Origin of the sequence: Devosia sp. (assembly GCF_017307565.1) — a bacterium.
Taxonomy (GTDB): Bacteria; Pseudomonadota; Alphaproteobacteria; order Rhizobiales; family Devosiaceae; genus Devosia.
Window position 1 is genome coordinate 1 of the sequence record NZ_JAFKHD010000421.1, and the last position, 12845, is coordinate 12845.

Genomic DNA, 12845 nt, shown 5'->3' on the forward strand with positions numbered 1-12845 from the left:
GCCAGCAGCGATAGTTTTCGAGCAGGGTTTCAACCATGGATTTGACGGCATTATTGACCTCAACGATGCCGCCCCACTGCGTCGAGCCGATCCCCTCAACGTCTTCCCGACGTTTCAGGAGGTCAGAGCGTGCAAAACCAAACTGCGCGCCCACCATCAGGAGCAAAGCGGCCTCTAGGTCTTTCGGAATGCTGTCATAACCCACGGAAAGCTCGACTTCGACACGCGCGCCCGGTTGGAGGCTTGGCCAGCGCTTGCCATGCACCAAGGCGATAGACGGCCTCAAACCGTCTGGTCGAAGCTGGTAAACGGCCGGGGCAACCACCTGCGCTGCGCCTTCGCCATCGACATAGCGAATCTCCACCACCGACTTGACGGGCGCCTCCGGAACACGGGCAAGATCGAAAAAGCCGTCGCACGGCACCGTCAAGATCTGCACCGGTAGGCGAATGCCGCAATACTTCTCGATATGAGCGCGCGCCGCACCGATCAGCAGATTGAGCTGACCGTCGTGGGACGCATCATCGGCGGCAAGACCACACTGCCGGCGCGCGGCGTCGGCGGCCACCGGTTCCGAGGGGCCTGGCGTCTTGACCTTGGCAGGATACCACATTAGCCGCGCTTCTCCGGCGCCTTCAGGACCGCGGTTGTCTCCAGCGACGGTTCTGCCGCAAATGGCACAATAGCGTCCCTCAGTTTGCGCAGATGCACGAGCTCCGCATCAAGCACGGCGACGCGCTGAGTTCCCGCCTCGACCTCAGCCAAGAGACGCTCGTTTTCTTCGATGAGCTTTGCCCGCTCGTCGTCCCATTCCTGCCTGGTTTCGGGCTTTTTGGGCGGCGGTGCCTTTTCCGCATGGCCGAATTCAATGAGACGCTTAGCCTCCTTGTCGGAGAAGCGGTCAGTTTCATCACCAGGGGAGAGGGCGAAATCAATGCCCGCGTAGCTGGTCAGCATTTTTAGTTTCATGGGGCTCTCCATTGGCTTGAGAAGCAGGCGCCGCGCGCGGCGCCCACCAGTTCAAACCAACCGTTACGAGGCGGCAGTGATCAGGTGCTTGACGGCGGCGGCATCACCCAGGCGGCCATCAAGCCGCACCAGGCCAAGCAGACCGATATCGGGAGCGAAGCGCTCGCGGGCCACGAACATGACGACGCCGCCAACCTTGCGGACGAAATACTTGCCGAAATCGCCGAAGATCATGACCTTCTTGGCGGCGGCAAGCGTGTCGATCGCCTGGTTGATGTGGTAGCGATAGCCGAGGATCGTGCCGGGTACGCCCTTCTGCACGTCACCAGCCGACCAGATATAACGGCCTTCGCTGTCCTTGAGCTTGCGCAGCGCAGCGAGAGTGGTGTCGTGAAACTGGAAGCCGACCTTGGGAGACGAACGGTATGCCGGGTCGACCGAGTGCACGAGGTCGATCACCTCGTCATAGGTCATTGCGGCCGTTGCCGTCGCCGTTTTGCCGAGGCTCGATCCGGTGACAACACCCTGCGGATCGCCAGTGCCGTCGCCAATGGTCAACTCACGGTTGGTCAGCCGCCCGAGGCGCTCGCCGAGCAGGCCGCCAAGCAGGGTTTCCATATTGAAAATGGAGTCCTGCGCCAGCTCATAGCTGAACTTTACCCATTCGGTGTCATAGGCATGGGCACTCAGGGTCTTCTTGCCGAAGGTGACATCCTTGCCGCCATCGTTGGTGACATCGCCAGCTTCGGTGTGCTTGTCAGCGGTTGATGCCGTGTCGTCCACGGTCGGCATGTCGATGGGGTGGCCGCTCGCCGTGTTGAGGACGGTGCAGATATCCTCGTCGTACATCGGCCCCCAAGCCTTCATCGACTTGATGATTTCGTTCGACAGCTCGGTCGGGACGGTATAGCCGCCGGCCGTTGTCGTTCCGGCGGTTTGGGCACGGGCCTCGCGCGGCGCCTGTCCGGCGCGGAGGGCGGCGCGCTCCTCCTCATTCAGCGCCGACATGTCGCCGGCAGAACGCACCCAGGAATGGAAGGCATCACGATACTCGACGGGATTGTCGTCATCGGAGCCGCGGGCCTCGGTGCCGCCGGGATTGGGGCGATGACGGTTGCGGCGCTCTTCCGCATCGTGCTCCATTTTGGCGGTGCGCTCTTCGCGCGCAATGCTGGCATCAACCTGGTCGAACTCGCCCATGATCGTGTCATGACGCTGTTCCAGTTCCTTGGCGCGGCTCTCGTCGGTATTCTTGGTGATCTCGTCGAGGGCGGAGCGGGCATCGACAACCAGCTTCTCCCGCTTCTCCTGCAGTTCCTTGAGCTTGGTCATGGGGATATCTCCGTAGGTTGACCATGAAAAAACCCGCCGAAGCGGGTGTTAGGGCGGGAAGCGGGGTGCTTGCCTGCCACCTCCGGCGATGCCGGGGGAAACTTATGCGATGCGGCGGATGCGCTGTTCCATCGCTGCCCGGCGCGCCTCGATGCGCTGGTGCGCGGGATGGCCTCGCTTCTCCTGCCGGGCCGCCTCCAGCGAACGCAGGGCGATGCTGGTGCCATCGTAAGCCGGTTCGGACACAATGCTGACCTCGCGCAGTTCCACCTCGAGGATGGTGCGTCGCGCTGGCGTGACAGTCTCATCCCACTCCTGCCGCAGAACCGAAAATCCGAAGGACATGCCGGTGACGTCACCGCGCTCGATCAGCGTGGCCACGTCGCGGCCGTCGGTGGTGTCGGGCAGATCGATCTCGACCCGCAGACCCTTGGCATCCTCTTCCAGCCGCAGCGTGCCGGCGGAGCTGCGCCCCAGCACCCTGCCTCGGTCGTGATCGAAGTAGGCCCGCACATCGGCGGTGCGCAACGAATTGGTGAATGCACCGCGAGCAATGGTCTCTTCAAACCACTCCCAGATTTGGGCCCATTCCCCGAACACGGCCGCATAGCCGGTCACGGTTACCTTGCCGTCGCCATCGGCGCGACGCTCGACCTTGACGGCGAGAGAGCGTAGCTCCTGGCCGTCAGGCTTGTCCTGGCTCTTGGCCATCTTCACCTTCCTCGGGTTTGGTCTGGTCGGCAGGCGCCGCCAATACGGGTTGCTGCCCAAGCGGAACCGTCGCGCCCTGGACGAGCAGTTGATCAGCAGCCGGATTGCTCGATTTGCCGCGATTGTCCAAGGCGCGCGCCTCATTCGGCGTCAGTTGCGCGGTCTGAATGGCGCGGGCCAGCGCTTCGCTCCGGCTCTTGAAGTCACCCCGCATCAAACCATCGAGGTTGTGCTCGACATAGGCCTGGCCACCTTCATCGCGGCCGTAAATCTTCAAGGTCGCCTGCGCCTCGAAGGCCTTGGCCCACTGCGCGACGAGATGCTTGACCAGGTGAAGGTCCTGCTGCTCGGTGTTGGCGAAATTGCCCTTGGTCAGATCCTGCAGGAACATCGGCGGCAACTGATAGGACCGGGCGACTTCCTGCACCTGAAACAGACGCGCCTCAGTCATTTGCCCTTTCGCCGGGTCAATCCCGACGGGCTTCAGCTCGTACCCAGCGGGGATGGGCATGATCGGGCTGCCATTGACCTGGGCAAACCTGATAGCGTTTTCGACATCGGCCACGGTGCGCGAGAGCGCCTCATTGCCTGACGCCATTGGGCCGGCGAGTGCCAGGGGCGGAACGCCGCCGCCAGCAAAAAACGTGCTGGCATAATTGTTCATGGCCAGGGCGAGCTGGATCGCCTTGCTCGCCAGGCTGATCGGCCCAAAATGCCCGAGCTGATCGTCGCGCAGCATGTAGGCAAGGTCGATCACGTCTTCGGCTGGATATTCGATGCCGTCATGGACGTAGATCGTGCCGAGCCCCTTGCGGCGAACGCGGGTCTTGCTGGGATTGAGCGGCCACAAATTGACCGGAGTCGCGCCCTTGCGCTCGATCCAGATCAGCCCGCGGCCACCGGTGAACAGACACTGCCAGAAATATTGCCGGGCTTTGAAGCCGTCCATTTCCGGGGTCGGGTTTCGGAGCACCTTTTCGATGCTGCCATTTTCCCGCTCCGGGCTGTCACCTTTGCGCAAGAACGCATGCAGCGGCAGCGCTGCCAGTGTGCGCGAGAGGAAATTCACCGCAGCGTTGACTGCTGGCACCTTCAGCGCCGACGCCGTCGTCACAGACGGCAGACTGATCGTATCCATGCCAAAATAGGCGAGGAATTCGCTGGTTCGACTTACCGGAACAGACGGGTTTTCAATGCTTCCCGACCGCCCCTCCGCAACTGGCGGCGCAGACCGACCGACCTCAAATGCAAATCTCATTTCGACACCACAAGTCGGCTGATCGAGAAGGACGGATCGTCCCAGGGCGAAGTGGCGGGCGCCGAAGCGGCCATCTCGTTCGTCGCCGCGCCGACGGCCATTGCGATTGTCACCATGCCGTCGATCCTTCCGCGCGAGCGTTCCTTGTCGAAGGCCCGGTTCTCTTGCCCGTCACTGACGACGCAAGCATTGGCCGCGCAGGAATAGGTCACCGGCGAGGCATCAATCGTGATGGTCTTTTCCAGAATGCGATCCTCCAGCCGCTCAATGGAGCGCGGCATGGTCAACTGCTTTTCCTCGAACCGGACCAGCTTGCCCTGGGCGTGGCTGACCAGCTTAAGCCCAGCTCCCTCTGGTTCGTCCGGCCCCTTGTACCGCCAGACCGGGAATCCGATCTGCTCGCAGGCCGCGATGAAGTCGGCCATCCCGGCCGGGTCGAAAGCCAGAAACTCGACTTCGTGCGCGGCGCACAGTTCCTGCACCTTGGCCGCAACGAACGTTTTGTCGATCACAGCGCCCGGAACTGCCGTCAGGCAAGTCGTCGGATCCACTGCCCATTTGTCGTATGGCGCCATGTCGGCGCGCGCCCGATCTTCAATACCGACCTTGGTGGTCCAGTAGAATGTCTTGACCCACAGGTGGCCGGTGTCATCCAACCAACAGACCGACAGCGCGGTCAGGTCATTCTTTTTCGACAGGTCCAGCGACAGCCAGCACTTGAAGCCCTTCATCTTGGCTTCGTCGACAGCGCCCTGCACCGCAGCCCAGGCTTCTTCGGCAATCCAGAATTCAGTCGAACCCACCGGAATGCCGAAATACAGCCTCTTCACAGAAAGGGCCGTCGACAGCAGCTGCTTGGCCGTGTTGACGCGGCCCTGAATATTCTCCAGCGGGAATGTCACGCCGAGCGCCGGCAGCGCCTTGGTCCAGACTTCCGGAGTGTCGAACACAGTTTCACGGTCGGCCTTGTCGACCCGAGCGACAAACGAGAACGCCTCGTCATCGTCGAACTCGCCTTTGGCGACCCGCTGATAGAACTCCGAATACTCGGTGCCAACGATCTGGTTCGACGCCGGCGTGTTGGTGCCCAGCAGCATCAACGCATCGCCGGGCATCTTGGCGATGGCTTCTTTCCAGAGCTCGATCGATGTGTTGGTCTTGAACTCGTGGATCTCGTCGGCCGCCACCAGCGTTGGCTTCGGCCCCGAAACCGCCTCCCCGTTCGCCAGCGCCTGAAACAGCGCTTCGTGCTCGGGGAATTCTATCTTCCAGGCGTTGTCGCCCTCACCCCGGATCAGCACGTCTCCGCGCGAGGCCATGCTGTCGCCATCGTCATGGCCCGGCGTCGTTGCACGACACATGGCCACCGCGTCCTTGAATAGCACGTTGGCGGTGTTCTTGTCCTGGCCGATGGCAAATGCCTTGGCCCGGGGGATGCCGTAGAACCCTGTCATGTAGAGGCCGATGGCTGCCATCAGCGGGGACTTGGCCTGCCCTTTGCCGGTTTCCAACCATGCCGACCGGAACCTCATCCGGCCCGACGCCTTGCGCCAGCCGAAAATCGAGCCCGTCGTGAAGACGTGCCACGGCAGCGGGTGGAAAGGCTGGCCGACGAAGGAGCCCTCGGTGATCGAGAGCATCGCCGGCAGAAACCGCAAGGGGCGGGTCGCGTGTTCCAGCGACCAGTGGAGCCCCCGAGCGGGGCCGTCGCGCAAATCCCGCATGTGCCGTTCCGCAGCCGCCGCTACCAGCTCACCAACTACAATCTTGCCGGCCAGCGCATCCTGCGCCCAGGCAGTGACAGGATCAGCCGGCGCCTTTCTTTTTCGTGAACTCATCGGATGCGCGAACCACCGTCTTCTTGCGCTCCGCCTTCGTCGCCGCAGACCGGCGCCGTGGCGAGAGCCCGAATTCTGCTTCGAGGATTGCCGCGTCTGATCCCATTTCACGCATGGCGGCGAAGTGCGGGCTGGTCCGAGCGATGGCCCGAGCGTTGCCCCGCTTGGGCTTGGTCACCGCGCCGTGCTCTGCCACTTCCCGCAGCGAACGGTCGTAAAGGACATAGGTGACCACGAGCCGCTGGAGCGCATGGGCATTGCCCGGCGCCATCAGCGCTCGGTCGCGCAACTCAGTGGTGACCCGGCGCCAGTGCTCCCCCGCCGCAGACACCTCCAGCACGTCACTGAACAGGCTTTCCCAGTCAGGCTCGGGAACGATACTGCCGGTATCTTCGACCTCGACTAGATTAACGCCCATGCGAATTCACCATATAATCTATCCGACATCGAAAACTGTAAATTCAGCGGATAGATTTCCCCAAAAAGAGGGGATCGATTATGCAAAAGGACTATCCGACGGAACATCTCTTGAGCCGCTACCAATCGATTTGTCGCGGACTGGATCATGAAGCCACGGTGATGAATAACAGGATCACCTGGGCGATCCTTTACAGCGCGGGTCTATTTGCTGCCACTGCGCTGTTGATCCCTGTTGTGTCTACCGCTGATTCAACTTTTGCGAGAGGCGCTTTCATTCTCGTCATCGCGGTCGTCGCCGCATCCGGCGCTTACTTTTCTCGCAGCACCTCGATGGGCGTCAACGCCGCACAGGAACAATTCGAACGCCTCGTCGAGTGGTATCAAGAAAGCAAACACCAGTTCGATGAAATGGGTTTGGTCCGTCCGTTCGGCAGCCGTAGCAGCCATCTGCATGGAAACAAGGCTGCCCACGTTTTCCCCCGACTGATGTTTGCCTCGTGGGCCGCGGCGAGCATCATCTGCTTCGTTTGGGGCTTCGCCTTAATTGGGCACCAACTGGGTGCAGTCCAGATTCCGATCCTCGGCGTCGTCTAGTGCAAGTCACCCCCTTCGGGGGTGGCCCCAACTTTTATTTCTGAATTTCATCTCGGTGCGAACGCTCCCCCCAGCCGGTCAGGGCCCCAACCGACCCTAGACTTTGACCCTCCCCCTCCCCATTGGCTTGCCACCCGGGGTTCGCTGGGGAGGCGCTGGGCGGCGTTCAGCTTTATTCAGTCCCCGCGATCTTCCGTTCCACATACTCGCCCTCTACGACCACCTCTCCGACGATCTCCAGCTTGAGGTGGCCGGGGCTTTCACCCGTCAGGTCGAAGGACACGCGGGTGACGCCTTGCAACTCGACGCCGTTCAGCTCCACCTTGCTATCGGCAGGGTCCAGGCCTGCGATGATCTTGAACCGATTGGTCTGCATCATGCTCTCCGGTTCCATGGGTGATCGGCATAGGTTGGCCGCCCGGTGATGTCGTTGCCCTGCTCTTCGCGCCCATGTTCTTCGCGCTGTTTCACGATGTCATGGTCGTCGTGGCAGAGGGGCTGCCAGTTGGAGCGATCCCAGAACAAGCGCTGATCACCGCGGTGCGGGACGATATGGTCGACCACCAGGCCGATGCGTCGCGGGTTGGTCTCTACCGATCCATCCATGTGCATGGTGCCGGGGTTGAGTAGGCCACGCTCCTGGCACTTCACGCAGAACTGGTTGCCGGGTTGAGCGAGGAAGATGAGGCGAGCGCGCTGCCACTTACTGCCATAGCCGCGTTGGGCTGTGGCGCGTCTCTGGTGCAAGGTCTTGCTCGGCATAGCGACCCGTGCTCTCCTTTCTACCGTTAAAAGGGGGAACAGATGGAATGGATCGCGCTCTTACTAATCGGCTTTGCGTTGGTTGGATTCTGGTTACAGGCCAGCAACCGCAAAGCAGAAGAACGCCGTTTAGTCGAGGAGCGGGCCAGCAGGATCGAATATGTCCGGCGCAAATATGCAGGCAGCCCGTTCATTGAGGACATTTTGCAGGGCAATATACGCCAGGGCATGACCCGGGAGCAGGTCATAGACGCGTGGGGGCTACCTGCTGCTCAGGACGAGCGGGTACTCAAGACCAAGGTCGTCCACACACTCAAATATGGACAATCGGGCAGGAGTTTTCGCCAACAAGTCAAGATCGAAAACGGAGCGGTTGTGGGATGGACCACCAAATGAAGCACTGCACCGTTCTTTCATGACCCTGAGATGAAAAAGGCCCTCCTCAATTTTCGCCACTGCCGGCAATACAGAAACCAGCGATGGGGACGTGTATGATAAAGCACTTTGTCGGGGTGACCGGCGCAGTTTCTATTGTTCTGGGCGGCCTCGCAGTGGTCTGGCCTCAACTTCCGGTCGGGTGGATTATCGTCGGCATCGGGGCCATCGCGGTATGTTGGTCGATGCGCGAGTATTTCCTGGAATATAGACCCAGCACTGAACGCATCCTCGATTGGGTATCATTTTACCCAATTGTTATCGATTTTCCGTCCCTCATAGCAGGGAGTTGGGAGGAAGGCCGCGGTCTGTGCGTCTCCCAATTTTGGTTGAGCTGCGAAAACCGTAGCAGCAGCTTCCTGGCACTTGACCAAGCCGTGATTTTAAGTCGCATCACAGGTGCGCGACTCCCAATGAAGCTCAGGACGTCGTCGGGATACGTTGACCCAGTAGAGGCCAACGCCATTCCGCCAAAAGCGAAATTCTACCTGCAAGCACTCCTATATGATCCGTCCGTTCCCAGCGGGCAAATGCAAGGCATCGCCGGCCCACTGTTTTTTCGGGAGTGGGCCGAACTAGATGTGGAGATCAGCATGCGCGGTAAGAAGGCCAAACGTCGTCGCTTCACTGCCCACCAAGTCGCAAGGTCAGCCAACAGAGCTGTTCCGCAAACTGGCAGTACTGCGCCAAGGGTGACGACAAGGGCGTTTCAAGACTGAAACCTGCCGGACAGAGGTATCGGGGAAAAGAAAAGGCCCGCCGAAGCGAGCCCTATCGCTGAAGCGCGAAGCACCAGCTTGCCTGATGTATGCGCCTTGTTGCCCCGCCCGTCAATACCTGTAGGTTGCCGGCCAGGACGAGTGGGAAAACCGATGCGCATACCTCTGGAACTCGAAACACGCGACGATGGCAGCATGAGATTCCCCATGATGCGGGTGAACCTTTGTTGGCAGCGCAAAGGCGTGTCCGTGCTGGCTCTAGTAGATACCGGCGCTGACCTGCTGGCCGTTGATGACCGCGTCTTGGCAGCTTTGAGTTGCCCGAAAAATGGCGATGTGCACGGCGTTAGAACGGCTCATGGCGAAACGGATCATTTTCGTTACGATATCGAGATCGAATTCCCTGCTGCCCTGGCTCCTTCCCGAATTGACGTTACTGGCATCGACCTCACTGGCAAATCCTACCTCGCAATTTTAGGCGTGCCTCTCTTGGAGCTCGGTGTGCTTCATGTTGACCCACGCGGGGAAAGCTACTTCGAGCTATATGCAGATTGCCTAGCCGCGCCGCCTCGATAGCTGGCATCGAGGCGCACAATAAGCGATCTACGGCTGGCGGGGCGACAGTTTGAATTGAACGGCTAGATCGTCCAGCGCCGCCATTAGTTCGCGCGTCGCGCGCATACGGGATCGTGCCCCGTTCCCGGCAATCATAGAGATGGACTGGTCGAAGACTACCACCCGCTCAACAATGTTCGAACGAACCATGCCGAGGCCCTGAACGGCATCCCGGTACTGCCGGCGAGCATCTTCACCGATCTCTGCGTTGGCGTCCTGCTGAGATCCAGACGTGTCTACGCGCTGCCGGGCATAGTCCATCGCCCTGGCGCCACCTATCTGTGCCCGCTCGTGCAGCAGCCGAAATTTCGCCGCCGCCGCCTCTTGAACTTCGGTGCGATCCTTGATGCGGGCCAGCCCCCCGATAAGTTCGATCATGCTGACGGCCGCCACGACTTTGCCGACGTGGGGGCCGTTCTTGGTCTGCCGCTGGTGGAAGAACTCAGCGTCCGTCATGGACGGATCCGGCACCATGCGAAAGCCGACATTACGAGGGTCGGACCACTTTGGAGGCGGTGGCGCGACGGGGCCCAACGCTGGTGTGCGTTTTATGGCCTTTGAAGCCTGCAATTGTGGTGGCTTAGACATAGAACGGCCTCTCGGATGGGAGAGGTCGGGCAGGCTGATGTGACGTTGAGAATCTTAGAAAACGAAGGCAGCATAGTCAACAGGTACGGGGGTTCGGATGCCACGCTTATTCAAACAAACATTTGTGGATCCGTCTTTCCATCTCTGGAAAGCGAACCACCTTGTGGTTCATTTGGCTGTTCATGCCGCCTCCCAAATTGACATAATGGCTGAGGTGGTAGCCAAGCATCAGGGACAGCCTTTGGGACAATACAAGAAGTCGCTATGTTCACGCCGTCCCGCCCTGCAAGTGATGTGCGACATTCACGACAACCATAAGCACGGGGCTGTTACGAGATATATAGAGTTACGGACGGCAACAAAGGGGCAGCGCCCAGAAGAAGTGTTATTGCGAGGGCATTTCTTCGGAAAATGGAACTTCGGCTCACCGATGACGGCTTACAGGGCATTGCGCTTTCTTGCCGACGATGGCACGTCGCACGACTTGAGCAAATTGCTCATCGTAGCGCATAGCGCATGGGACGATGAACTGAACGAACTTGGTATTTAGCCGATCTTTCGCTTCTTCCGGCAGCGCTTGAACCATACGCTGGCAAACGCCTTGGTCTTCGGCAAGCGATGGGTTGCCGCAAAGGCGTTCGCCTCGCCCTCGATCGCCAGTGCCGCGCCGCGCATGGCCTCCGAAATCGCCTCCGGCTCCAAGTGCTCTGCGAATTCGGGATCGAAAGCCAGTAACGCGGCCGCCTTGATCTGAATGGCGGTGATAGGTTTCAACTCGGCCGCGACCAGCACCTCCAGCAGCTTCCGCGACTTCATGGCGCCGCGCTTGTCGATCAGGCCCCGCAGCGCTGCGATAGCGACGGTTTCGCTGACCGCATATTTGCCGTTGCTTCCGGGATAGCGCAGCAGCTTCACCCCTGCCCGCTCGCAAACCTGCTTGACTGTTTCCGCCTCGGGATCACCGGCCGTCAGCTGGGCCCAGTACATCTCGAGCGGCGAAACATTTTTGCGAGCACCGTTTACATTCACGAATGTCTCAGCCTCGGCCACAAGGCCGCGCCCAACGATGATCACCGCCGGCAGCAGGTCGACCTTGGGGTGACGCTTGGCGGCTTCAAGGCGGTGCTGGCCGTCGATTGCGTGGTATCGGCCTTCCTCGGCTGGCGCCACGACGATTGCGCCGAAGCTGTCCCAGGCGAACCAGTCGACAATCTTCTGCACGCGGGCCTCGTCCAAGCCCCGCTGATAGGTCGGGTCGATGTCGATGAGGTTCTTGTCGAGCCAGTCGATAACAGGCACTTCGCCGGGGTCACGAAATTCGGTTTCGGTCATCATGCTGCTCCAGCGATGTCGAGAGGTGGCCTCGCATGCGCAGGCGCGCGAGGAGGCTGGTTGCCACTGGCGGCCTGTCGAGCCGCTTCGAGGTCCGCGGTGCGGACAGTGAGCTTTCCGGAACTGCCTGGCCGCGGCGGGTTTGGCATGTGCCCCGTGACCGCGTCGAAGTCGGCCGTTCCAGGTTCAACGATGGAGATGCCCGGGGACGCAGTCGGCTGCTCGTTTTGGACGCCCTGCCAGCCCGCCTCGCTGATCCACCGCGCCAGCGCTGGCACAAACCGCCGGGCCCGCTCCAGAGTTTCGTTGCGAGCGATGCGTTCCCGCTCGAATGCCGCCGCATACGCCTTGGCTCCGTCCAGGCAAGCCACCTGGTCCGTGTCGTTGAGACCGAGAAAAGCCTTGAGGGCGGACTTTCGACCTTGGCCCAGATGCCGACGAGGGAAAATCTCCCAGAGAACCGAAAAAAGCTCGCGCGCGCCTTCATCGCGCAGCGATGAATTAGATTGGGGGTTACTATGGGGGTTATGACCGGCAGATTCTGCCGGTGGTTTCTGTTGTTTTTTGCCAGTGGTTGATTCTGCCACTGGCAGATTTTGCCGGTGGATGGTGTAGCGGTATCCAGCGAGCGTTCCATCGTCTTTTCGAGGTCGAAAACGGGAGATCACACCGGCGGCTTCGAGCGCGTCCAGATGGTTCTGCACCGTGCGCTCACTCTGGGCCGTATAGCGGGCGATGAGCTTGATCGAGGGGAAGCAAGACCATGCCTCATCGGCATAATCGGCCAGCGCGGTCATCACGTACTTTCGGCCGCTTGGGCGGATGTCGGATTTCGAAATCGCCGAGAGTGCTTCGTTGCTCATGACATTCGCTCCGGTAGAAATTCAGGCTTGGCGAGGTTGCGGAACCGCGTCAGTGCGGCGTCGAATTGAAGCTCGACCGTTCCGGTGGGACCGTGACGCTGCTTGCCGATGATGATCTCCGCCTTGCCGTTCGCGGCCGCCATCGCTGCGTCCCATGCGAGATGTTCCTCGCTTCCGTCCTTCGGCTCCTGGTTCTTGAGGTAGTATTCCTCCCGGTAAACGAAGATCACCACGTCGGCGTCCTGCTCAATGGAGCCGCTTTCGCGCAGGTCGGAAAGCTGCGGGCGCTTGTCCTCGCGGGTTTCCACCTGACGGGAGAGCTGGGACAGCGCGATCACCGGCACTTCCAGTTCCTTGGCCAGCGCCTTGAGCGTCGTGGTGATTTCGGTTAGCTCGTTGACCCGGCTAT

The 12845-nt window shown here is 60.6% G+C and carries 18 protein-coding genes; 5 read left to right on the forward strand and 13 right to left on the reverse strand.

What is annotated here, in order from left to right; all coding sequences use genetic code 11:
• The 7 genes from J0I64_RS17680 to J0I64_RS17710 form a co-directional block, all read right to left on the reverse strand.
• On the reverse strand, positions 1 to 613 hold a 613-nt coding region (locus tag J0I64_RS17680), incomplete at its 3' end, for a phage head-tail connector protein (RefSeq protein WP_291410644.1).
• The gene (locus J0I64_RS17685; protein WP_291410646.1) at positions 613 to 969 is read right to left on the reverse strand and encodes a hypothetical protein; all 357 of its coding nucleotides are present in this window, start codon (positions 967 to 969) and stop codon (positions 613 to 615) included. The genes J0I64_RS17680 and J0I64_RS17685, both read right to left, overlap by 1 nt.
• A gap of 63 nt (positions 970 to 1032) precedes the next feature.
• Positions 1033 to 2301: a phage major capsid protein gene (locus J0I64_RS17690; RefSeq protein ID WP_291410648.1), complete on the reverse strand. Its 1269-nt coding sequence runs from the start codon at positions 2299 to 2301 to the stop codon at positions 1033 to 1035.
• 102 nt (positions 2302 to 2403) lie between these two features.
• Positions 2404 to 3012 (reverse strand): HK97 family phage prohead protease, encoded by a 609-nt coding sequence (locus J0I64_RS17695; protein ID WP_291410649.1) that lies wholly within the window; start codon positions 3010 to 3012, stop codon positions 2404 to 2406.
• Positions 2987 to 4270, reverse strand: coding sequence for a phage portal protein (locus tag J0I64_RS17700; RefSeq protein ID WP_291410651.1), 1284 nt, complete (start codon positions 4268 to 4270; stop codon positions 2987 to 2989). The genes J0I64_RS17695 and J0I64_RS17700 overlap by 26 nt, the downstream gene beginning before the upstream one ends.
• A complete protein-coding gene (locus J0I64_RS17705) occupies positions 4267 to 6108 on the reverse strand; it encodes a terminase TerL endonuclease subunit (RefSeq protein WP_291410653.1) in 1842 nt (613 codons plus the stop codon). The genes J0I64_RS17700 and J0I64_RS17705 overlap by 4 nt, the downstream gene beginning before the upstream one ends.
• A complete protein-coding gene (locus J0I64_RS17710; protein WP_291410655.1) occupies positions 6077 to 6526 on the reverse strand; it encodes a P27 family phage terminase small subunit in 450 nt (149 codons plus the stop codon). The genes J0I64_RS17705 and J0I64_RS17710 overlap by 32 nt, the downstream gene beginning before the upstream one ends.
• Before the next feature lie 80 nt (positions 6527 to 6606).
• Between J0I64_RS17710 and J0I64_RS17715 the strand changes: the two genes are divergently transcribed.
• Positions 6607 to 7122 carry a hypothetical protein gene (locus J0I64_RS17715; RefSeq protein ID WP_291410658.1) on the forward strand — a complete coding sequence of 172 codons (516 nt, stop codon included), beginning with the start codon at positions 6607 to 6609 and terminating at the stop codon, positions 7120 to 7122.
• 172 nt (positions 7123 to 7294) lie between these two features.
• Here J0I64_RS17715 and J0I64_RS17720 read toward each other — a convergent pair whose 3' ends face one another.
• Positions 7295 to 7501 (reverse strand): hypothetical protein, encoded by a 207-nt coding sequence (locus tag J0I64_RS17720; protein ID WP_291410660.1) that lies wholly within the window; start codon positions 7499 to 7501, stop codon positions 7295 to 7297.
• Positions 7498 to 7884, reverse strand: a complete 387-nt coding sequence (locus J0I64_RS17725) for an HNH endonuclease (protein WP_291410662.1) — start codon at positions 7882 to 7884, stop codon at positions 7498 to 7500. Before J0I64_RS17725 ends, J0I64_RS17720 begins: the two co-directional genes overlap by 4 nt.
• Before the next feature lie 42 nt (positions 7885 to 7926).
• On the opposite strand from J0I64_RS17725, the gene J0I64_RS17730 reads away from it, so the two are divergent.
• The 3 genes from J0I64_RS17730 (at position 7927) to J0I64_RS17740 (ending at position 9614) form a co-directional block, all read left to right on the forward strand.
• Positions 7927 to 8280 carry a hypothetical protein gene (locus J0I64_RS17730; RefSeq protein ID WP_291410664.1) on the forward strand — a complete coding sequence of 118 codons (354 nt, stop codon included), beginning with the start codon at positions 7927 to 7929 and terminating at the stop codon, positions 8278 to 8280.
• 95 nt (positions 8281 to 8375) lie between these two features.
• Entirely contained in the window at positions 8376 to 9038 is a 663-nt protein-coding gene (locus J0I64_RS17735) for a hypothetical protein (protein WP_291410666.1), read from the forward strand.
• Positions 9039 to 9191: 153 nt separating this feature from the next.
• Positions 9192 to 9614 carry a hypothetical protein gene (locus tag J0I64_RS17740; RefSeq protein WP_291410668.1) on the forward strand — a complete coding sequence of 141 codons (423 nt, stop codon included), beginning with the start codon at positions 9192 to 9194 and terminating at the stop codon, positions 9612 to 9614.
• A gap of 27 nt (positions 9615 to 9641) precedes the next feature.
• On the opposite strand, the gene J0I64_RS17745 is transcribed toward J0I64_RS17740, so the two are convergent.
• Positions 9642 to 10109, reverse strand: a complete 468-nt coding sequence (locus tag J0I64_RS17745; protein ID WP_291410670.1) for a hypothetical protein — start codon at positions 10107 to 10109, stop codon at positions 9642 to 9644.
• Between the two features lie 229 nt (positions 10110 to 10338).
• Between J0I64_RS17745 and J0I64_RS17750 the strand changes: the two genes are divergently transcribed.
• Positions 10339 to 10791, forward strand: coding sequence for a hypothetical protein (locus J0I64_RS17750; protein WP_291410672.1), 453 nt, complete (start codon positions 10339 to 10341; stop codon positions 10789 to 10791).
• Here the strand turns inward: J0I64_RS17750 and J0I64_RS17755 are convergent.
• The 3 genes from J0I64_RS17755 to J0I64_RS17765 form a co-directional block, all read right to left on the reverse strand.
• Positions 10788 to 11573, reverse strand: coding sequence for a DUF6551 family protein (locus J0I64_RS17755; protein WP_291410674.1), 786 nt, complete (start codon positions 11571 to 11573; stop codon positions 10788 to 10790). The two genes, J0I64_RS17750 and J0I64_RS17755, sit on opposite strands and share 4 nt — an antisense overlap.
• Entirely contained in the window at positions 11573 to 12436 is an 864-nt protein-coding gene (locus J0I64_RS17760; RefSeq protein WP_291410676.1) for a helix-turn-helix domain-containing protein, read from the reverse strand. Before J0I64_RS17760 ends, J0I64_RS17755 begins: the two co-directional genes overlap by 1 nt.
• Positions 12433 to 12845: DnaB-like helicase C-terminal domain-containing protein (locus J0I64_RS17765; protein WP_291410679.1), on the reverse strand; the 413-nt coding region annotated here is incomplete at its 5' end. The genes J0I64_RS17760 and J0I64_RS17765, both read right to left, overlap by 4 nt.

What these genes read in the sequence shown, in the direction of transcription:
- J0I64_RS17685 (WP_291410646.1), bottom strand. Translation starts at nt 969, where the DNA reads ATGAAACTAAAAATGCTGACCAGCTACGCGGGCATTGATTTCGCCCTC.
- J0I64_RS17705 (WP_291410653.1), bottom strand. Translation starts at nt 6,108, where the DNA reads ATGAGTTCACGAAAAAGAAAGGCGCCGGCTGATCCTGTCACTGCCTGG.
- J0I64_RS17730 (WP_291410664.1), top strand. Translation starts at nt 7,927, where the DNA reads ATGGAATGGATCGCGCTCTTACTAATCGGCTTTGCGTTGGTTGGATTC.
- J0I64_RS17725 (WP_291410662.1), bottom strand. Translation starts at nt 7,884, where the DNA reads ATGCCGAGCAAGACCTTGCACCAGAGACGCGCCACAGCCCAACGCGGC.
- J0I64_RS17755 (WP_291410674.1), bottom strand. Translation starts at nt 11,573, where the DNA reads ATGACCGAAACCGAATTTCGTGACCCCGGCGAAGTGCCTGTTATCGAC.
- J0I64_RS17740 (WP_291410668.1), top strand. Translation starts at nt 9,192, where the DNA reads ATGCGCATACCTCTGGAACTCGAAACACGCGACGATGGCAGCATGAGA.
- J0I64_RS17715 (WP_291410658.1), top strand. Translation starts at nt 6,607, where the DNA reads ATGCAAAAGGACTATCCGACGGAACATCTCTTGAGCCGCTACCAATCG.
- J0I64_RS17735 (WP_291410666.1), top strand. Translation starts at nt 8,376, where the DNA reads ATGATAAAGCACTTTGTCGGGGTGACCGGCGCAGTTTCTATTGTTCTG.
- J0I64_RS17690 (WP_291410648.1), bottom strand. Translation starts at nt 2,301, where the DNA reads ATGACCAAGCTCAAGGAACTGCAGGAGAAGCGGGAGAAGCTGGTTGTC.
- J0I64_RS17695 (WP_291410649.1), bottom strand. Translation starts at nt 3,012, where the DNA reads ATGGCCAAGAGCCAGGACAAGCCTGACGGCCAGGAGCTACGCTCTCTC.
- J0I64_RS17700 (WP_291410651.1), bottom strand. Translation starts at nt 4,270, where the DNA reads ATGAGATTTGCATTTGAGGTCGGTCGGTCTGCGCCGCCAGTTGCGGAG.
- J0I64_RS17745 (WP_291410670.1), bottom strand. Translation starts at nt 10,109, where the DNA reads ATGACGGACGCTGAGTTCTTCCACCAGCGGCAGACCAAGAACGGCCCC.
- J0I64_RS17760 (WP_291410676.1), bottom strand. Translation starts at nt 12,436, where the DNA reads ATGAGCAACGAAGCACTCTCGGCGATTTCGAAATCCGACATCCGCCCA.
- J0I64_RS17710 (WP_291410655.1), bottom strand. Translation starts at nt 6,526, where the DNA reads ATGGGCGTTAATCTAGTCGAGGTCGAAGATACCGGCAGTATCGTTCCC.
- J0I64_RS17750 (WP_291410672.1), top strand. Translation starts at nt 10,339, where the DNA reads ATGCCACGCTTATTCAAACAAACATTTGTGGATCCGTCTTTCCATCTC.
- J0I64_RS17720 (WP_291410660.1), bottom strand. Translation starts at nt 7,501, where the DNA reads ATGATGCAGACCAATCGGTTCAAGATCATCGCAGGCCTGGACCCTGCC.